Genomic DNA, 18,274 nt, shown 5'->3' on the forward strand with positions numbered 1-18,274 from the left:
TCTTTTTCGTTTCATGGTAAAATGGTGGAGAATAAAAAAGAAAGCAATGGAAGGGTGCTCGCCTTGTATTTCGTAGATCGCAACAAAATTGAAGAAACATTAAAATTTATGGAAGGTCAATTGTCGTTGTTTCAGGAGCAAAAAAGCTTTGAAACAGCACTTGAACAGGCTGCTCTAGAGCGCATCGCTCATATGGTCATTGAATCAATGCTCGATGTCGGTAACGCAATGATTGATGGCTTTATTATGAGAGATCCGGGTAGCTATGAAGACATTATCGACATTTTAGATGACGAAAAAGTGATTTCTAAAGAAATGACTGCTTCGTTAAAGGTGATGGTCGGTCTTCGCAAAATGCTCGTTCAGCAGTATATAGCTGTCGATCATCAAGAAATTAAACAAGCGATGGAATCTCACGTCCCGTCGATGCAGCAATTTCCTGAAAAAGTGAGACAATATTTAATAAATGAATTAGGCCCCGTTTCGGCCTTTTTACCGTAATAGGTGACGCTTTCGAAAGTGAAAGCGTTTTTTCATGTGAATGAAATGAGAGGGGAAAAAGAATGAAAGCATACAAAGGTTATTTAATTGATTTAGACGGCACGATCTACCGTGGAACGGAAAAAATTAAAGAAGCGGCGCATTTTATCACACGCTTAAATGAAAAGAGCATTCCTTACTTATTTGTCACTAACAATTCTTCACGCACACCTGAACAAGTGGCGAATAAATTGGTGGGGTTTGAGATCGAGGCAACAACGGAGCAAGTGTTCACAACCTCTATGGCGACCGCTCAATTTATCGCTGATCGTCAAGCAGGAGCGACTGTGTATGTCATCGGTGAAGAAGGCATTCGCGAAGCACTCGAAGAAAAAGAATTAACGATTGTCGATCACGATCAGGCAGACTTTGTTGTGGTTGGGATTGATCGTAGCATCAACTACGAAAAATTATCGACTGCTTGCTTAGCTGTTCGCAACGGGGCGACGTTCATTTCTACCAATGGTGACATCGCTATCCCGACTGAAAGAGGATTATTGCCTGGAAACGGCTCACTCACATCCGTTGTTGCTGTTTCGACGCAAACGACACCGATTTTTATCGGCAAGCCGGAGAGCGTCATTATGGAACAAGCTCTTCGCGTATTAGGCACAACTAAAGAAGAGACGTTAATGGTAGGAGACAACTATGACACCGACATTTTAGCAGGAATCGGTGCAGGAATGGATACTCTACTCGTTCATACGGGTGTTACGCAAAAAGAGCACCTAGCTCAAATTGAAAAACAGCCTACTTATGTAAGAAATACATTGGATGAGTGGGAGATTTTATGAAAAAAGCGTTCTTTAAGTGGTTAGCACTTAAAGGACGCTTTTTTGTTGGGGTTCTAGGTCTTTCTTCGACGTTGTGAGAAGTTTCTTCAATGTTGCCGATCATTTGCTTGTCGTGTCTGAACAGTCGGCTCCGCATTTCTACATTGTCCAGTTCCAGGCGCTAGCGGCTAGTGTACTTCCACGTTCCTCCTTGCGATAAGTCAACATCGATTCACTATCGTTCATCGTGTTTCCTTTATCTCGATCGGCTCGTTCCAGTCCATACGCCGCTGACCAGCGCCTTCCGCATTTCTGTGTCTAGCTCCAGGCGCTAGTGGCTAGTGTACTTCCACGCTCCTCCTTGCGATAAGTCAACATCGATTCACTATCGTTCATCGTGTTTCCTTTATCTCGATCGGCTCGTTCCAGTCCATACGCCGCTGACCAGCGCCTTCCGCATTTCTGTGTCTAGCTCCAGGCGCTAGTGGCTAGTGTACTTCCACGCTCCTCCTTGCGATAAGTCAACATCGATTCACTATCGTTCATCGTGTTTCCTTTATCTCGATCGGCTCGCTCCAGTCCATACGCCGCTGACCAGCGCCTTCCGCATTTCTGTGTCTAGCTCCAGGCGCTAGTGGCTAGTGTACTTCCACGCTCCTCCTTGCGATAAGTCAACATCGATTCACTATCGTTCATCGTGTTTCCTTTATCTCGATCGGCTCGCTCCAGTCCATACGCCGCTGACCAGCGCCTTCCGCATTTCACTCTGTCTGTGCTGCTTTGTGGGCTAGGCGGCTGGAGGCTGCAGCGGCTATGGCGCCGACGATGTCATCTAGGAAGGTGTGGACTTTGCCGTGTGATTTATCGTTTAAATATTGTAAAATACCTGGTTTTTCTTTGTCGATGTATCCGTAGTTTGTGAAGCCGATGGAACCGTATACGTTGATGATGGCTAAAGCGAGGGTTTCATCCACCCCGTATAAGCTTTCGTCGGTAGAGATAATGGTTTGCAACGGCTCATCTAGCAGGCCTTTTTCTGCTAATACATCTAGTTGGATACCTGTGATGATCGCATTTTGTACTTCTCGCTTTTTTAAGACGTGTTCGATATTTGCTTTGCATTCTTCAAGCTCTAAGTTAGGGTGATATTTCTTTTGTAAAAACAATACGAGCTCGGCAATGTGATCCATAGTTACGCCACGTTCAGCTAATTGGCGTCGCGCAGTTTTTTCAGACATGCTCATTACGTGTTTGTCATCGATAGTCATACAATCACCTTTTTCTCTAATATGTTAGTATCAGATATTCTCTTTACTATTTATATTTCCAGATAAATTGGAAATAATCCTGCAAAAAATATGAAAAAAGGGGGAGCTAGCATGGATGGAAAAGCATTGTTAAAGGAACATTTTCGTATTACATCGGATCGAATGGTGAACGGACGCTATTATGAAAGTGAGGGGTTTCTTTATTCTATTGTTGATGTGACTAATATGGAACAGGAATATTTATTAGAGCTCCATCAAATGTCTCAGCATCTCATGAGTCGAGGTGATCGGAAAGTGGCTGTCTTTATTCCGTCAGTTACCGGTGCTTTTTTAATCACAGAAGACAAAAAAGATGTGGTCGTTCTCGGGAGCACGCAAGTCCACTCTCGATCCCAAGCGATAGGTAAGAAACTCGCTAGGTTTCATCGTCGAGGGCGAACCTTGACAAATGAGATGAAGACGACAAGTCGATTGGGATTGTGGCGCGAGCGTTGGGAGCAGGAGATGGATCAGCTAGAAAAATCAATTAGCGGGTTGATTGAGAAGGGAGTAGATGGTGAATTTGCGACGATGATGATTGATAGCTTTCCTTATTATATGGGGCTCGCCGAAAATGCAATTCAATATGTTGTGGATACCGAAATGGATGAAACTCCAGGGATAACAGATTATGGAACCATTTGTCATCAATCATTTCACGCGAAGCTGTGGGCTAACCGCGACTTTATTCACCATCCTTTTGATTGGGTGTATGATCACCCTGCACGTGATATAGCCGAATGGATTCGTTCGTCTTATTGGGAAGGCTCTCTTCTTTATCGCTCCAATTTTGAACAGTTTTTACAAGAGTATCAGCAACAAGAGAGACTATCCTCGTTTTCCTGGCGACTGATTTATGCTCGTCTCCTCTTTCCTACACATTACTTTGATTGCAGTCGCACTTATTTTTCCTCTCAGTCTCTCCAAGTGAAAAAAGAAAAAGAAGAACAGTTAGAGAAATATATGAAAAATACAACAGAGTATGAGCATTTTCTTGCTTCTTTTTATGAATTAGCTTTCGTTCCAGCTAATCGATTGAAAATTCCGAACGTAACTTGGTTAAAATGACAGAAGATATGGTAAAATGGAAGGGCGATTAGGATACGGAAAGAAGGTGGAGAAATGAAGCCGTTTGTGTATGTAACCCGAAAACTTCCTGAGGAAATTATTTCTAGGTTACTAGAGAAATACGAAGTAGAAATGTGGCCGGAAGAAGAAGAGAAGGTACCACGTGATGTGTTACTTGAAAAAGTGAAGCAAGCGGATGCCTTATTAACCGTCATCTCGGATCAGCTAGATGAAGAATTATTTTCTCAAGCCGAGCGGTTAAAAGTAGTTGCTAATATGGCTGTTGGCTACGACAATGTCGACTTACAAGCTGCTAGCAAGTATCAGGTGGCCATCTGTAATACGCCGGATGTGTTAACAGATACGACGGCAGATTTAACCTTTGCTTTGCTACTTGCAACGGCTCGGCGAATGGTGGAAGCAGCCGAATTTGTGAAAGAAGGCCAGTGGAAGAGCTGGTCGCCAATGCAATTAGTCGGAACGGATGTCCATCATAAAACGATTGGGATTGTCGGTATGGGCAAAATTGGGACTGTTGTTGCGAAAAGAGCGGCTGGATTCGATATGGAAATCATTTATCATAATCGGACTCGTCATGAAGTTGCAGAGGAAATGCTCGGTGCACGCTACTGCTCATTGGATGAACTATTACAAGAGGCGGATTTCGTTGTTTGTCTCGCTCCGCTAACAGAGCAAACGAAAGGGATGTTTCAACGAGAACAATTCCAAAAAATGAAAAAAGATGCCATGTTCATCAATGCTAGTCGCGGACCGATCATTAATGAGCAAGCACTGTTTGACGCTTTGCAGGCCGGAGACATCGCAGCAGCCGGATTGGATGTGTTTGAAAAAGAACCAATTGGTGCCGATCATCCACTACTCAAGCTGTCAAACGTCGTGGCGCTTCCTCATATCGGAAGTGCAACAAAAGAAACACGCCTCGCGATGATGGAAACATGCTGTGACAATCTCGATGCCATCTTTGAAGACCGTCCTCCGAAAACATTAGTGAACAAAGAATTACTTACCTTTAGACAATAAATCATGCCCGAGCTGAGATGCGCTCGGGTTTTTTGTAGTGGAGCGCGCCTGATTCGAGTCGTTATGCGCCTAATTCGACACTTTTCGTGCTCAATTCTGGCACGATTCAACGCTTCCAATAAAAAAGCCCGCATGATTGATATGCGGACTTTCGTTCATTAAAATACTTGTTCTACTTCTACTACGCCTGGAACTTCTTCAAGCAATGCGCGCTCGATGCCGGCTTTTAGTGTGATTGTTGAACTTGGGCAGCTACCGCATGCGCCTAGAAGGCGAAGCTTGACGATGCCATCCTCTATATCAACTAGTTCACAATCTCCGCCATCGCGAAGTAAAAATGGACGTAATTTATCTAAGACTTCTTGTACTTGTGCAAGCATTTGTTCATCAGCCATTTCAATCCACTCCTTTCTCATACTGTTCTTATTATAATGATTATAAATAAAAAAATCCATTGATTGATAAACATTTTCATATCGAAGTTGATGGATTTTCGATAAAATAAAGTGAAACTTCAATCAGTGAGGGGATTATATGGGAAATATTGTAGAGATTGTTGTATATGGAACGGAACAACTTTGTGCGAGTTGTGTCAATTTGCCTTCCTCTAAAGAAACGTATGAATGGCTAGAGGCGGCTATTTCACGAAAATATCCGAAACAGCCATTTTCGATTAGTTATGTTGATATTTTTTCACCGCCGGAGGATGAAGAGAAAAAAGCATTTGCTGAGCGAGTCGTGGAAGAAGATATGTTCTATCCGGTTGTGCTTGTTGAAGGGGAAATTGTTGGAGAAGGCAATCCGAAATTAAAGACTGTCTATGCTGAAATGGAGAAATACGGATATCAAAGTGAAGATCGAGAAGGTTGAGCCATCCGCTCAACCTTTTTTAAGTCATTTTTGGTTTATACAATTCATTTTTGACTTATTTTTAAATTCTCTTTATTCCAAAAAGATTGATTTTTTGCCCTTTTCGAAGTTGGCACGCTTTTTGCATTTATAAATATGAATCTACAAGCAAAGAAGGAGAAATGAACATGACTAGAAAATTTGCTAAAGTAACTGGTGCTCTACCAGGTCCAAAATCGAAAGCGTTATTAGAAAGAAGACAAGCGGCGGTTGTTCGAGGTGTTTCTAACGGCGTACCTAGCTTTGCAGCTAAAGCAGAAGGCGCTTTAATTACAGACGTAGATGGAAATACATTTATCGATTTCGTTGGTGCAATTGGTACAATGAACGTTGGACATTGCCATCCGAAAGTTAAAGAAGCAATTCATAAACAAGTGGATGAATATATTCACCCTGGATTTAACGTTATGATGTATGAGCCATACATTGAGCTATGTGAAAAATTAATCGACCTTGCACCTGGTGATCATGAAAAGCAAGCAATTCTTTTCAACAGTGGGGCAGAAGCAGTTGAGAATGCGGTGAAAGTCGCTCGTAAATATACAAAACGTACAGGCGTTATTTCTTTCTCTCGTGCCTACCATGGTCGTACATTGTTAACAATGACAATGACAAGTAAAGTAAAGCCTTATAAATATGAATTTGGTCCATTTGCACCAGAAGTATACAAAGCTCCATTCCCTTACACTTACCGTCGTCCAGAAGGCACAACAGAAGAGCAATATGTTGACTCTGTTATTAGCCAATTTGAAGATTTCTTCGTGAACGATGTAGCTCCTGAAAGCGTAGCAGCTGTCATTATGGAGCCAGTACAAGGGGAAGGTGGATTCATTCCAGCTCCACAAAAATTCATCGAAGCAGTATACGCTATCTGTAAAAAGCACGGCATTCTTTTCATTGCTGACGAAATTCAAACTGGATTTGGTCGTACAGGTAAACAATTTGCTATCGAGCATTTCGGTATCGTGCCTGACTTAATGACGGTATCTAAATCAATGGCTGCTGGTGTGCCAATCAGTGGTTTAATCGGCCGCAAAGAAGTGATGGAGGCAGCTGCTCCTGGTGAGCTTGGTGGAACATATTCTGGTAGCCCACTTGGATGTGCAGCAGCATTAGCGGTGATCGACATCATGGAAGAAGAAAAAATTAACGAGCGTGGCGCTGTTTTAGGTCAACTAGTGATGGATCGCTTAAGCCAATTAGCTGAAAAATATGAGGCAATCGGTGAAATTCGTGGTCTAGGTTCAATGGTAGCAGTTGAACTTGTTAAAGACCGTACAACAAAAGAGCCAAACAAAGAATTAACAAATGCAATCATCGCTGAAGCGAACAATCGCGGATTACTTATCATTAGCGCGGGTGCTTACGGTAACGTTCTACGTTTCTTAATGCCACTTGTGATTACAGATGAGCAAGTAGCTGAAGGATTAGAGATTCTTGAAGAAGCATTTGAAGTAGCAGTTTCTGCAGTAACAGTTCAAGCTTAATAGAGCAACTAGTTTATCTCCCGATTGTATTTTTGCTATAATGGAGAGAAATATGGTCGGGAGGAAGTTTGCTATGACTACATCTCATGATTCTGTACGGGAAGAATTGTTTGATATTTTCGAATCGTCTTTCGATGAAATTTTGGTGACAGATGCCGAAGGGTACGTTACTCGTGTGAATTCGACGTGCCGAAAAAACTACGAGCAATCAGCTGGCGATTTAGTCGGTAAGCATGTGAAAGAGTTAGAGAAGATGGGGCTTTTCTACCCATCAGCAACACCACAAGTAATCGAAAAAAAACAGCCAATTGAGCTGTTTCAAATGTCTAATTCCGGCCGGTACTATCATGTACGTACAAGGCCGGTTTTTAATCTAGATGGATCTTTAAAAAGTGTCATTAGTTATTCTCGCGATTTGACGGAGATTATTCAGCTCAGAAATAAGATCGAAGAAATGGAAGACCAGCTTGCTACCTATAAAAAAGATTTGAATGAGCCGCTCGAAGTAGAGGGGCTGATTTCAAAAAGTGAGCAAATGGGCAAAGTGATGATGCTTGCACGCAAAATTGCCAAAGTCAACTCGACCGTTTTGCTGCTCGGGGAAACAGGTGTAGGAAAAAGTAGAATCGTTCGTTCGATCCATCAATTAAGCGATCGAAAAGATCAAGTACTCAATGAAATTAATTGTGCCGCTTTGCCTGAACAATTAATTGAGTCAGAGTTATTTGGGTACGAAGGTGGTACGTTTACTGGGGCTTTTCGTGAAGGTAAAAAAGGGTTGATTGAGCTATCTAATAATGGGATTCTTTTTTTAGATGAAGTGGGAGAGCTTCCATTAACGGCGCAAGGAAAATTGCTTCATGTGCTGCAGGACAAACAAATTCGTCCTGTCGGGGCGAGTCAACCGATTACATTAAATTTGCGAATCATTGCCGCAACGAATAAAGATCTGAAGAAAATGGCGGAGCAAGGGAGTTTTAGACGGGATTTATACTACCGTTTAAACGTCGTACCGATTCATATCCCGCCATTACGAGAACGAGAAGAAGATATTATTCCGTTAACTTACCATTTTCTCGATTACTTCAATGAACTATATAATAGCCATGTTCATTTCTCTCCGAAAGTATTAAATGCTTTTTTAAATTATGAATGGAGAGGGAACATTCGCGAATTAGAAAATATGGTCGAACGGCTAGTCGTGACGAATGATGAAGTGGTGACGTTAAATGACTTGCCGCTTGAAATGGTGCAGCAGGAATTAACGGAGAAGGGGACAACTCTTCCAGAAATACTGGAAGAAGTAGAACGGAAAATGGTGGTTGAAGCGTATGGGAAATTTTCATCCACTTATAAAATCGCAAAAGCACTCGGAATTAGTCAATCCTCAGCCGCTCGAAAAGTAAAGAAATATGTTGAGGACGAGGAATAAAGATTTGTGATCGGCAACAAGAAGGGGGAGCAAAAATGAAAAACTGGAAAATGTATATTAATGGTGAGTGGATCGACAATGAAAAGAAGATTGAAGTTGTCAATCCAGCGATCAATGAAGTGATTGCCACTGTACCAGAAGGTGGTAGAGAAGAAGCGGAGCAAGCTGCAACAGCTGCATATGAAGCACTTAAAACATGGTCAAAGCTAACAGCTCTTGAACGTGCTCATTATTTAAACGAGTGGTATCGCTTAGTTGATGAGAATAAAGAAGAAATCGGCAAAATTATGACTCAAGAGCAAGGAAAGCCACTTCCAGAAGCGATTGGCGAAGTAGGCTATGCGAACAGCTTTATTTCTTGGTATGCTGAAGAAGGAAAGCGTATTTACGGAGAAACGATTCCAGCTTCTCATCCACGTAAGCGTCTATTTGTGCAAAAAGAGCCAGTCGGTGTTATTGCGGCGATCACGCCTTGGAATTTTCCAGCGGCAATGATTACGAGAAAAGTGGCACCAGCACTTGCAGCGGGTTGTACAGCGGTGATCAAGCCAGCTGAACAAACACCATTGACAGCGATTCGCTTAGTCGAATTAGCGGAAGAAGCGGGCATTCCTAAAGGGGTTATTAACCTTGTCACAGGTGATCCGAAAGCGATTGGTGAGGCGTGGATGAAAGATGGCCGCGTTCGCAAAATCTCTTTCACTGGTTCAACAGAAGTAGGAAAGCTATTAATGCGCGGAGCAGCAGATACGATGAAAAAAGTATCATTTGAATTAGGTGGACACGCACCATTTATCGTGACAGCGAATGCCAATGTTGAAAAAGCGGCGCAAAATTTAATCGCTTCTAAATTCCGTAATGCGGGACAAACATGTGTATGTGCAAACCGCGTATACGTTCATGAATCCATCGAAGCGGAGTTTGCGGAAGCTTTCAAGCAAGAAGTAGCGAAGTTGAAAATGGGGAACGGCTTAGAAGAGGGCATTACAGTTGGCCCATTAATTGACGAGCAAGCAGTGGCGAAAGTCGTGAGCCAGCTAGAAGATGCGAAACAAAAAGGTGCCAACATTATTGCGGGTGGCAACGTGAGCGAAAATTTAAAAGGCTATTTCGTAGAGCCAACGGTCATTACGAATGTAACGGATGATATGCTTTGTATGAACGAGGAGACGTTTGGCCCGTTAGCTCCTGTGACAACATATCAAACGACAGAAGAAGTCATTGAACGTGCGAATAACTCTCCGTATGGCTTAGCTGCTTATGTATTTAGCGATAATATTACAGAAGCAATCGACATTGCTGAAGGACTAGAGTACGGAATTATCGGCTTAAATGATGGTCTTCCATCTGTGGCACAAGCTCCATTTGGCGGCTATAAAGAAAGCGGTTTAGGTCGTGAAGGCGGTCATTACGGTATCGAGGAATATTTAGAAATCAAATACATTTCATTAGGACTATAATGAAAAAAAGCATCCGTTGAGGATGCTTTTTTCTTTCCAGTCCATACGTCGCTAGACAGCGCCTTGTGCTTTTCTTTATTATTCCACGATTCCTGTGTCCATGATTTCCACATTGATTTTAACATTAATGGGTGTTTCAGGGTATTGTTCATGCCACTGTTTCATGTTGAAGTTTCGGTGTTTACTCCGCACTTTTTCTCCGATTCCTAGTGGGTCTATTTGTAGTTTTTGTAGCTTTTTCACTACATCTTCAGATTGTTGCGTGACTTTTTCTGTCCATTGATCTTCGAGGTTTTTTACATCATTAGGTTTTTTGAGAGATATTCCAGAAGCATCGATAATTTGGCCTAATAAGGAAATTTCAATGGTTATTTTTGGTTCCTCTTTTGTGCCTGTAATGTGATATTTGACTTTAGAGGAGACGTTTTCAATCGCCATGTACTTTCCACTATCTAATTTTACATTGTAGGTGCCATTACTCGACTTTTCGTATAGCAACTTGAATAAATAGCTGTCTTTATAAGAAAGCGAGCCGACATAGCGGTCATCTTTAAAAAGAGCGAGTCCTTTCAGTTGAATGTGCTTTTTTCTTAAATTTAATAATGGAAGAAATGGATCTTGTCCTTCTCCATAATATTGAGATAAAAAGGAATGGAGGTTCGTGACAGGAATAATATCTTTTAAACCGTGATCCATTAAATCAGATAAATAACGTGAAGTAAGGACAGCGTTCGGAAACTTAAATGTCAACAGTTCTTCTGTAGAACTGGTGACAATCGCAAGGTGAATTCCTCTGCCGATATTAGGGTCACGGCTAAAAGGTTTAACAAGATGGAAGATTCCTTTCTTGGCCAAATCTTTGCTATATAAAATATCATTTAAACGACCGGCACTTAAAGGTTTTTGCGCCTCTGTTTGAAATAACTGTTTTACATTAGAGCTCGTATTTCCTGAAGTAGTAAAGGTAACATCCATTGGAGTGACATCTTCACCAGGTGGGAAGAAAGGAACAGAAGCGGTCGCTTTTAGCTGATCGTCTTCGGCTAAGTCATAGCCCACAGCAGAAATATGCAGCGTGTCTTCAAGAATCATAGGGACTAGTTTATAATTGGTGACTAATATGAGAATTAAAGCGCTCCAAAATAATATTTTTTTCATGATTTTCTCCTCAATTTATCACTTATCATTTGAAAAAAGTAAACGAAAGGGATGTATCCATAGAAAACATATAATCCAACATTCCCTGTGGAAGTAATTAATTGATTAATGGCTTGTCGATCTGTCAAGGAAACAACCGCCACAAAAAGCAAGATCACAAGGATCATCACCCCATGCTTTTGTTTGATGTTGAATAATTGCTTCATTCCTCGCGATGCCGCCCATGTGTATAAACACATATTCGGAAGTATTACTAATAACCAAATCGCAATTCCCGCATACTCGAATCGTTCAACAAAAGGCAAGTTCACTACTTTCCATAAAGTTAACGTGCCCCAAATAGTATTCGATAATTGCCAATGACTGAAATATAAGAGAGACACAAGCATAGTGAATAAATAGATGAAGGTGCTATATGCAATTCCATATTGTGCCCATTTGTGCGAACTTTCGGCGTTTTTTAGAAAAGGATAAAAGAAAAAAAGGGTCTCAAAGCCTCCATAGCTAAAGGCCATTTCTTTTGAGCCAGCAAGGATGTCAGTTAGTGAGTGGTCGAAAACTGGCTGCAAATAAGAAAAGTTAGCTTCTTTCAGTGGAAACCAATACATTAACAGTAAAGGTAAAGTAATGAGGAAAGTGAGCAAGCAAAGCCCAACATTTACTCGAAATCCACTGCTGACATAAAGGTATACTAGCGCAAATAAAATGAGTGCCATATACCATGTTTCTAGTTGAGGGAACATCCAAATTTGAATGATTTCTATATATTCACGGGCAATCGTAATACAAAGAGATAGTAAATACAGCATTAAAGCTATACTCAAAATACTACCAATCCACTTACCGAACAGCTCTCGATGAATGATAGTAATATCATTTTTGCCTTTATTTAATACTTGATAAGCCATCCATAACACAATGTGGATAGATAGACCGGTGATGATTACGGAAATCCAGGCATCATGACCAGTTGCTTTAGCAACAGCACGCTGAAATCCGAGCACACCCACCCCGATTTGCATCGAAGTAATGATGTAAAAAGCGAAATAAGGAGAGACTTTATGACTTTCTGCTGGTAATGGTATCACACGATTCACCTCCGATTAACAACTATTCATCAATGTCACGATCATGTTTTGGCGGGGGTTGTTTAGCAAAGCGTTCAGGCTGATCCGGTCTTGCTTGTAATGGACGCATACGTTGTTGGTCAAAAGGAAGTCGGAATAGGGCGTCCTTTAAATCGGCTCGGCGCAATGGGAAAATCGGTTCCAAAAATGGTCGGCCTAGAGAAGAAAGGTTAAGCATGTGCATTAATAGAAAAGCTAAACAAACCGTGATCCCCAGCAAACCAAGAAATTGCGCAAACAGTAAAAAAGGAAATCGAATGAAGCGGATCGCATAACTCACTTGGTAGATTGGCGTTGTGAACGAAGCGAGTGCACTTAACGCGACGATAATTAATAGTACGTTACTCGTTAGTCCTGCTTGCACGGCTGCTGTTCCAATGACAATCCCACCAACGATCCCGATCGTTTGACCAACTTTTGTCGGAAGTCGTGCTCCTGCTTCTCGTAATAGTTCAATCGTTAGCTCCAAAACAAGTGCTTCTAATATAGGAGGAAACGGAATACCGCTTCGAGAAGACACTAGCGTATTTAACAAATCTTGTGGAATCATTTCATAATGGTAAGTTAATACGGCCACATAAGCTGGTGTAGATAACACCGAGAAAATAACCGCAAACACACGAATTAACCGAAAGAAGGAAGCGACATTCCACGTATAAAAATAATCTTCAAACGCAGAAAAAAATTCAATGAGCGTTGTTGGTGCGAGTAAGACGTGAGGTGATCCATCTACTAAAATGGCAATTTTTCCTTCAGCTAAAGCACTTCCAACTCGATCTGGTCGCTCTGTATCAATAATTTGTGGGAAAAGTGAGTTTTTATTATCAGTGATCATTTGCATGATAAAAGAGCTGTCAGGAATGTGGTCGTATTCAATCGCTTGAATTCTTTGAATGACCGTATTGATATTTTCTTCGTTAGCAATTCCTTTAATATAGGCGACCTTTACCCTTGTCTTAGACAATGTTCCAACGACCATTTCCTTCATTTGTAGCTCAGGGATCGGCAGACGTTTTCGTACCAGATTGACGTTCGTATCAAGCGCCTCAACGAAAGCTTCTTTAGGACCAATGACCGTATATTCTGTTTCCGGGATAGCAACTTGCCTTTTCTCCAAAGCTAAAGCGGGAACTAAAAGACAAGCAGAACTTTGTTGTTTTTCATGAAAAACAACATGACCCTTCATCAATTTATCTTTAATATCTGTAATATTTGCTGTTATGATTAAGTCCTCAATTGGTAATTTCTCTTTAATTGCTTGTAAATCCGTTAGTTTTTTATCAGCAAGCTTGGCTAGAATGTTTTGATGCACTGTATCCGGATTAATGAGTGTTTTATAAAAGGAAATAAAAAAAGGAGAATCGTCTTGCAGACGAAACGTAAGAAAATCACTGGATTCTTCGCAAAGCATAAGCAATTGACCAAATTCTGTTTTTCTAAAAGATAATTGGTTTCGTTTAAATAGATTTTTCAAAAAACCGTTCATCTCCTTTCATATCATTATTTTCGCCTCATTTTCTCCCGAATAATCTGGAATAGGTAAATAAATGGAATGTATACATAAGCAATATATAACCCAAAATTCCCTGTGAAGTGAGTTAGTTGATTAATGTTTTGTCGGTCGGTGAATGAAATTACGATGAAAAACAAGGCAATCACGAGCGGGATAATGCTATGTTTTTGTTTTATGCTAAATAATTGTTTCAGTCCTCTTGTAGCTATCCACGTATACACACACATATTAGGTAGAATGACTAATAGCCAAATAGAGAGACCAGCATATTCAAATCGTTCAAGAAAAGGTAAATCGACGACTTTCCATAAAGTTAACGTGCCCCAAATGGTGTTAGATAATTGCCAATGGCTGAAGTATAACAAGGAAACGATCATGGTCAATAAATAAATGAAGATCGTATATCCGACTCCGAGTTGTGCCCATTTATGCGAGGTTTCCGCTTTTTTTAAAAAAGGATAACAGAAAAAAATCACTTCAAACGCCGAATAACTCAAGGCCATTTCTTTAGAACCAGCGAAAATTTCAGTCCATGAGTGATCCAAAACAGGTAACAAATAAGATATTTTCGCTTCTTTTAGTGGAAACCAATACATGAAAAGTAACGGAAGGGTGATGATGAACGTAAGAAAGCAAAGACCGACATTCACTCGAAATCCACTAGATACATAAAGGTACACTAACACAAATAAAATAAGTGCCATATACCACGTTTCTAGTTGAGGAAACATCCAAATCTGGATAATTTGGATATAGTCACGAGTCATATTTACGCAAATAGATAGTATATACAAAACTAAAACTAAACTAAGTAAACCGCCAATCCACTTACCAAACAATTCTCGATGAATGACGGTAATATCATTTTGGCCTTTATTTAATATTTGGTAAGTCATCCATAAGACAATATGAGTCGATAGTCCGGCCAGGATCACAGCAATCCAAGCATCATGCCCAGCTGTTTTGGCAACATTGCGCTGAAACGAGAAAATACCAGTACCAATTTGCATAGATGTCACGATGTAAAAAGCAAAATAAGGAGACACTTTATGCCTCTCATCGGGCAACGGCAACATTAGGTTCACCTCCGATTAATCATTATTCATCAATATCACGGTTACTTTCAGATGGAGGCTGTTTCTCGAAACGTTCAGTTTGTTTGGCTGCAGAATTTGTTGATCAGCATCCTTTAAATTGCCTCTCCGCATTGGAAAAAGGGGTTCCAGAAACGGTCGGCCAAGTGAGGGTAGCTTCAACATATGTAATAAGAGGAGAGCTCGGCAAACCGCGATGCCTGCAAGCCTAAGAAGCTGAGCAAAAATAAAAAAAGGAAAGCGGATGAAAAGGAATAATACGTCTAGTATGATCAAAAAGAGAAGAAGATATAACAAAAAAACGACTAACTCATTGAGAGTCAATCGCTTTTTTATTTATATTCATCGTGCGGATAGCTCCAGTCCATACGCTGCTAAACAGCACCTTCCGCTTTTCGATGTTGTCTAGCTCTGCCTCCTAGACACTCGAGTCAAATAACCTGCCGCTTACAAGGCTACCGCCTTTCCAACGTCAGAACATTTGCTTGTCGTGTCTGGACAGTCGGCTCCGCTTTTCGTTTTACCCATTATGATATTTGTATAACCAAAGGATACCGGATTTTAGGAATCTTGCGACGCGGCCGGTGATAGCGCGGTCAGCTACGAAGCCGAATCCTTGTTTTTTGCCTAGCGAGCCTAGGATACCTTTTAATTTCATTTCTGGCAATTCTGCAGGAAGCGGTTCGTTTTTCCAGCGTTTTTGTAAGACTTGAACAATTTGTTCGGCTTGTTCTTCTGCCAATTGAGCACTAGGTGCATGAGGGAGGCTTGCGCAATCTCCAACTACATAGACATGCTCATCGTTCGGCAAGTTATGATATGGACTTAATGTGACGCGACCTGATGAATCTTTTTCGACATTCATGTTACGCACGACGACGTTTGGTTGAATGCCTGCTGTCCATACAACTGCATCCATTTCATATACATCTTCATTATTATAGATTGCTTTTGGTTCCACTTTTACAATATTGGCATTATTAACGACAGTTACACCGTGATCAACAAACCAATTATGAATATATTTACTTAAGCGTTCCGGGAAGTCTTTCAAAATCCGTGGTCCGCGGTCAAATAAAATAATGTCAAGGTCAGGACGGCTTTCACGTAATTCGCTAGCAATCTCGATTCCACTTAATCCAGCACCAACAATTCCTATTTTTGAACGAGCTGGCATGTTGGACAGCGTTTGATACGTATGACGAGATTTTTCGATCGATTGAATGCTGTGCGTATATTGTTCCGCTCCCGGCACATCGTGATACTTATCTTCACAGCCAAGGCCGATCACTAGGTCATCGTATGGAAGTGACTCTTGATCTTCAAGCACCACACACTTATTTTCTAAGTCAATTTCTTTCACTGCTCCGAAAACTAAATTAAGTCGAGAATGTTCTGGAAATGCAACACGCACTTCATGATCGGAAATCGTTCCTGCTGCGAGTGCATAATATTCTGTTTTTAAACAATGATAAGGTACCTTATCTACTAAAGTAATGGTGACATCTTCCGGCAAATTATTAGGCAATAGCCTAAGTAACACACGCATATTTCCATAACCGCCACCAAGCAACACTAAATGTTTCATAAGAAATATCCCCTTTTGTGAATGATATAATTCTTTGACATCCCCAGGATTCTTGTCAAAAAAACTCGATTTTTTATTCTGCCATAATGAGTATATCGAAAACTAATTATTTTCACAACAGACAGTAAACATTTTCGTGATAAAGTTTTCTGCTTTAATCTCATCGGCAGAGATAGTAAAATAGAGGCGAGAGGTGGGAAAAGGATGAAGCCAATTATCGAGTTTTGCGTCAGCAATTTAGCGAATGGTGCGCAAAAAGCGCTTGAAATATTAGAACGTGATGTCAATCTAGATGTAATTGAGTATGGCTGCCTAAGTTATTGTACAAGATGCAGTGAAGGCTTGTTCGCGCTTGTGAATGGAGAGCCAGTGGATGGAAAGACGCCAGAGGAGCTTGTTGACAATATTTATGAGTATTTAGAGGAAAACCCGATGTTTTAAAACGGCCGAGGACATGTCCTGGCCGTTTTTTTATTTTAAACAGTAGCTTCTTCTTTTGGCTGCTTCATTTCCTCGCGAATCTCGTACCAGCGATCCCGAGCCATGTCGACGATTTTTTTATCCGAAGACATATGTTGTTTTTCAATGACTTTAGAGAAATAAGAGACGGCAGTTTCTGTATCACCTGTACGACGATTTAACTCAGCGATTAAATATAATATTTTCACTTCAGACATTTGTTTACCTGTAAGGTCTTCTGTCTCGTAAGCTTCTATATATTGGTTCGCTGCCATGATCATAAAGCGATACTCTTCTTTTTGACGCCCTAATTCACGATAGAGCCAAGCAGTGCGGAGAGCTAATCCGGCTAATGTTAGGTGCTTTTCTTTCTTAAGCAGACCGCTATAAAGAGCGAGCTTATAGCTATTAATCGCTTCAACAATTGTTCTTTCTTTCCCGTAGTCTTGATAGACCCATTGACTCTTTACTCGCTCGATGACGTTATTTTTAGAGCCGGGAGCGAAATAGGATGAAAACTCCTCTGAGAAAGAATACCCACAATGGCAGCACACAAATACATGGTAAAATAATGGATTGCAGCTATCTTGCTCATAAATAGGCATTAAGTCAGTATCATGACCAGTCACTTTCACAAAGCGGCTTCTTAACTTGGTTGTTTGAAATGTTTCCTCGCAAACGGGGCATTTTAGTTGTTTTTCATAAAAAGGAGAGATTTGGTCCATGTGATTTACCTCCTATTATTATTAATTTTCAAATATGTCTATATACTTATATATCATTCATTATAGCTGATTTTTAAGGTGAAAAGACTAGGTATTATTAACCTTTTTATTGGGGGTGTTTTGGAAGTGAGCAGTTTGGTTGTGAAGGGATTTACGGATGTATATACTAGATAATAAGAAAATAATGAATGGAGGGGTTCTGTTGAAAGAAACTGAAGTAGTGATAGTGACTGAAGCAGCGGCTTTTCAAATAAAAGATATGATGAAACAAAATGAAGAAGAGGGAGCTAACCTTCGTGTGACGGTTCATGGTGGCGGCTGTAGCGGCTTGTCTTATGGCATGGGGTTTGATCACGAAATTAAAGAAGGTGACGTTGAACTCGATCAACATGGTATCCATATTGTTGTCGATAAAGACAGCGCTCCTGTGTTAAAAGGAACCGTTATTGACTATAAACAATCCTTGATGGGCGGCGGCTTCACGATCGAAAATCCAAATGCGATTGCTTCATGTGGTTGTGGGTCTTCGTTCCGTACAGCAACAAATACTGGAAAACCAGAGAATTGCTAAATATTTTTCAAGCACTTCCTTT

General features: G+C 40.8%; 20 protein-coding genes. 10 read left to right on the top strand and 10 right to left on the bottom strand.

Translation table 11 applies throughout. The features are described 5' to 3' along the window. Window positions 1–63 precede the first annotated feature (63 nt). Both hepT and CEF22_RS04825 read left to right on the top strand, forming a co-directional pair. A complete protein-coding gene (gene hepT, locus CEF22_RS04820; protein WP_100403918.1) occupies window positions 64–501 on the top strand; it encodes a type VII toxin-antitoxin system HepT family RNase toxin in 438 nt (145 codons plus the stop codon). A gap of 62 nt (window positions 502–563) precedes the next feature. After that, on the top strand, window positions 564–1,334 hold the full coding sequence (locus tag CEF22_RS04825) for a TIGR01457 family HAD-type hydrolase (protein ID WP_100401987.1): 771 nt from the start codon (window positions 564–566) through the stop codon (window positions 1,332–1,334). Between the two features lie 597 nt (window positions 1,335–1,931). Here the strand turns inward: CEF22_RS04825 and CEF22_RS18455 are convergent. Beyond that, window positions 1,932–2,078 (bottom strand): hypothetical protein, encoded by a 147-nt coding sequence (locus CEF22_RS18455; protein ID WP_157843171.1) that lies wholly within the window; start codon window positions 2,076–2,078, stop codon window positions 1,932–1,934. Continuing rightward, on the bottom strand, window positions 2,075–2,557 hold the full coding sequence (locus CEF22_RS04830) for a phosphatidylglycerophosphatase A family protein (protein ID WP_232726176.1): 483 nt from the start codon (window positions 2,555–2,557) through the stop codon (window positions 2,075–2,077). Before CEF22_RS04830 ends, CEF22_RS18455 begins: the two co-directional genes overlap by 4 nt. 135 nt (window positions 2,558–2,692) lie before the next feature. On the opposite strand from CEF22_RS04830, the gene yutH reads away from it, so the two are divergent. Together yutH and CEF22_RS04840 are read left to right on the top strand one after the other, a co-directional pair. After that, window positions 2,693–3,688, top strand: coding sequence for a spore coat putative kinase YutH (gene yutH, locus CEF22_RS04835; RefSeq protein ID WP_157843172.1), 996 nt, complete (start codon window positions 2,693–2,695; stop codon window positions 3,686–3,688). Window positions 3,689–3,742: 54 nt separating this feature from the next. Further along, window positions 3,743–4,729 carry a 2-hydroxyacid dehydrogenase gene (locus CEF22_RS04840; RefSeq protein WP_100401990.1) on the top strand — a complete coding sequence of 329 codons (987 nt, stop codon included), beginning with the start codon at window positions 3,743–3,745 and terminating at the stop codon, window positions 4,727–4,729. Window positions 4,730–4,887: 158 nt separating this feature from the next. Here the strand turns inward: CEF22_RS04840 and CEF22_RS04845 are convergent, their stop codons facing one another. Beyond that, window positions 4,888–5,184, bottom strand: coding sequence for a NifU family protein (locus CEF22_RS04845; protein ID WP_439166639.1), 297 nt, complete (start codon window positions 5,182–5,184; stop codon window positions 4,888–4,890). A gap of 79 nt (window positions 5,185–5,263) precedes the next feature. Here CEF22_RS04845 and CEF22_RS04850 point away from each other — a divergent pair, with 79 nt between their 5' ends. From CEF22_RS04850 to CEF22_RS04865, 4 genes are all read left to right on the top strand, one after another. Then, window positions 5,264–5,599, top strand: a complete 336-nt coding sequence (locus CEF22_RS04850) for a YuzD family protein (protein WP_100401991.1) — start codon at window positions 5,264–5,266, stop codon at window positions 5,597–5,599. A 167-nt stretch (window positions 5,600–5,766) separates the two neighbouring features. Then, window positions 5,767–7,125 carry a 4-aminobutyrate--2-oxoglutarate transaminase gene (gene gabT / locus CEF22_RS04855; RefSeq protein WP_442857355.1) on the top strand — a complete coding sequence of 453 codons (1,359 nt, stop codon included), beginning with the start codon at window positions 5,767–5,769 and terminating at the stop codon, window positions 7,123–7,125. Window positions 7,126–7,198: 73 nt separating this feature from the next. Next, entirely contained in the window at window positions 7,199–8,557 is a 1,359-nt protein-coding gene (locus CEF22_RS04860) for a sigma-54 interaction domain-containing protein (protein WP_100401993.1), read from the top strand. Between the two features lie 50 nt (window positions 8,558–8,607). After that, window positions 8,608–10,017, top strand: coding sequence for an NAD-dependent succinate-semialdehyde dehydrogenase (locus CEF22_RS04865; RefSeq protein ID WP_198508093.1), 1,410 nt, complete (start codon window positions 8,608–8,610; stop codon window positions 10,015–10,017). Between the two features lie 78 nt (window positions 10,018–10,095). Here the strand turns inward: CEF22_RS04865 and CEF22_RS04870 are convergent, their stop codons facing one another. The 6 genes from CEF22_RS04870 to CEF22_RS04895 all read right to left on the bottom strand — a co-directional run bounded on the left by CEF22_RS04870 (window position 10,096) and on the right by CEF22_RS04895 (window position 16,497). Beyond that, the gene (locus CEF22_RS04870; protein WP_100401995.1) at window positions 10,096–11,175 is read right to left on the bottom strand and encodes a Ger(x)C family spore germination protein; all 1,080 of its coding nucleotides are present in this window, start codon (window positions 11,173–11,175) and stop codon (window positions 10,096–10,098) included. Next, the gene (locus CEF22_RS04875; RefSeq protein ID WP_100401996.1) at window positions 11,172–12,263 is read right to left on the bottom strand and encodes a GerAB/ArcD/ProY family transporter; all 1,092 of its coding nucleotides are present in this window, start codon (window positions 12,261–12,263) and stop codon (window positions 11,172–11,174) included. The genes CEF22_RS04870 and CEF22_RS04875 overlap by 4 nt, the downstream gene beginning before the upstream one ends. A 22-nt stretch (window positions 12,264–12,285) precedes the next feature. Next, the gene (locus tag CEF22_RS04880; RefSeq protein WP_332849162.1) at window positions 12,286–13,776 is read right to left on the bottom strand and encodes a spore germination protein; all 1,491 of its coding nucleotides are present in this window, start codon (window positions 13,774–13,776) and stop codon (window positions 12,286–12,288) included. A gap of 26 nt (window positions 13,777–13,802) precedes the next feature. Continuing rightward, window positions 13,803–14,891, bottom strand: a complete 1,089-nt coding sequence (locus CEF22_RS04885; protein ID WP_100401998.1) for a GerAB/ArcD/ProY family transporter — start codon at window positions 14,889–14,891, stop codon at window positions 13,803–13,805. Between the two features lie 15 nt (window positions 14,892–14,906). Next, complete coding sequence (locus CEF22_RS19085) at window positions 14,907–15,233, bottom strand: spore germination protein (protein ID WP_100401999.1); 327 nt, start codon at window positions 15,231–15,233, stop codon at window positions 14,907–14,909. Between the two features lie 196 nt (window positions 15,234–15,429). Continuing rightward, complete coding sequence (locus CEF22_RS04895; protein WP_100402000.1) at window positions 15,430–16,497, bottom strand: NAD(P)/FAD-dependent oxidoreductase; 1,068 nt, start codon at window positions 16,495–16,497, stop codon at window positions 15,430–15,432. A gap of 204 nt (window positions 16,498–16,701) precedes the next feature. Between CEF22_RS04895 and CEF22_RS04900 the strand changes: the two genes are divergently transcribed. Further along, window positions 16,702–16,938 carry a YuzB family protein gene (locus tag CEF22_RS04900; protein WP_095480354.1) on the top strand — a complete coding sequence of 79 codons (237 nt, stop codon included), beginning with the start codon at window positions 16,702–16,704 and terminating at the stop codon, window positions 16,936–16,938. 35 nt (window positions 16,939–16,973) lie between these two features. Here CEF22_RS04900 and CEF22_RS04905 read toward each other — a convergent pair whose 3' ends face one another. Next, on the bottom strand, window positions 16,974–17,681 hold the full coding sequence (locus tag CEF22_RS04905; RefSeq protein WP_095480355.1) for a DUF2225 domain-containing protein: 708 nt from the start codon (window positions 17,679–17,681) through the stop codon (window positions 16,974–16,976). A 202-nt stretch (window positions 17,682–17,883) separates the two neighbouring features. Here CEF22_RS04905 and CEF22_RS04910 point away from each other — a divergent pair, with 202 nt between their 5' ends. Continuing rightward, window positions 17,884–18,252: a HesB/IscA family protein gene (locus CEF22_RS04910; protein WP_442857356.1), complete on the top strand. Its 369-nt coding sequence runs from the start codon at window positions 17,884–17,886 to the stop codon at window positions 18,250–18,252. Window positions 18,253–18,274 lie beyond the last annotated feature (22 nt).

This window comes from Bacillus sp. FJAT-42315 (genome assembly GCF_002797375.1).
Taxonomy (GTDB): domain Bacteria; phylum Bacillota; class Bacilli; order Bacillales; family Domibacillaceae; genus Bacillus_CE.

Coding starts and splice junctions, on each gene's coding strand:
- CEF22_RS04825 (WP_100401987.1), top strand. CDS start 564: ATGAAAGCATACAAAGGTTATTTAATTGATTTAGACGGCACGATCTAC.
- CEF22_RS04830 (WP_232726176.1), bottom strand. CDS start 2,557: ATGAGCATGTCTGAAAAAACTGCGCGACGCCAATTAGCTGAACGTGGC.
- yutH (WP_157843172.1), top strand. CDS start 2,693: ATGGATGGAAAAGCATTGTTAAAGGAACATTTTCGTATTACATCGGAT.
- CEF22_RS04840 (WP_100401990.1), top strand. CDS start 3,743: ATGAAGCCGTTTGTGTATGTAACCCGAAAACTTCCTGAGGAAATTATT.
- CEF22_RS04845 (WP_439166639.1), bottom strand. CDS start 5,184: ATGGATTTTTTTATTTATAATCATTATAATAAGAACAGTATGAGAAAG.
- CEF22_RS04850 (WP_100401991.1), top strand. CDS start 5,264: ATGGGAAATATTGTAGAGATTGTTGTATATGGAACGGAACAACTTTGT.
- gabT (WP_442857355.1), top strand. CDS start 5,767: ATGACTAGAAAATTTGCTAAAGTAACTGGTGCTCTACCAGGTCCAAAA.
- CEF22_RS04860 (WP_100401993.1), top strand. CDS start 7,199: ATGACTACATCTCATGATTCTGTACGGGAAGAATTGTTTGATATTTTC.
- CEF22_RS04865 (WP_198508093.1), top strand. CDS start 8,608: ATGTATATTAATGGTGAGTGGATCGACAATGAAAAGAAGATTGAAGTT.
- CEF22_RS04870 (WP_100401995.1), bottom strand. CDS start 11,175: ATGAAAAAAATATTATTTTGGAGCGCTTTAATTCTCATATTAGTCACC.
- CEF22_RS04885 (WP_100401998.1), bottom strand. CDS start 14,891: ATGTTGCCGTTGCCCGATGAGAGGCATAAAGTGTCTCCTTATTTTGCT.
- CEF22_RS04895 (WP_100402000.1), bottom strand. CDS start 16,497: ATGAAACATTTAGTGTTGCTTGGTGGCGGTTATGGAAATATGCGTGTG.
- CEF22_RS04900 (WP_095480354.1), top strand. CDS start 16,702: ATGAAGCCAATTATCGAGTTTTGCGTCAGCAATTTAGCGAATGGTGCG.
- CEF22_RS04905 (WP_095480355.1), bottom strand. CDS start 17,681: ATGGACCAAATCTCTCCTTTTTATGAAAAACAACTAAAATGCCCCGTT.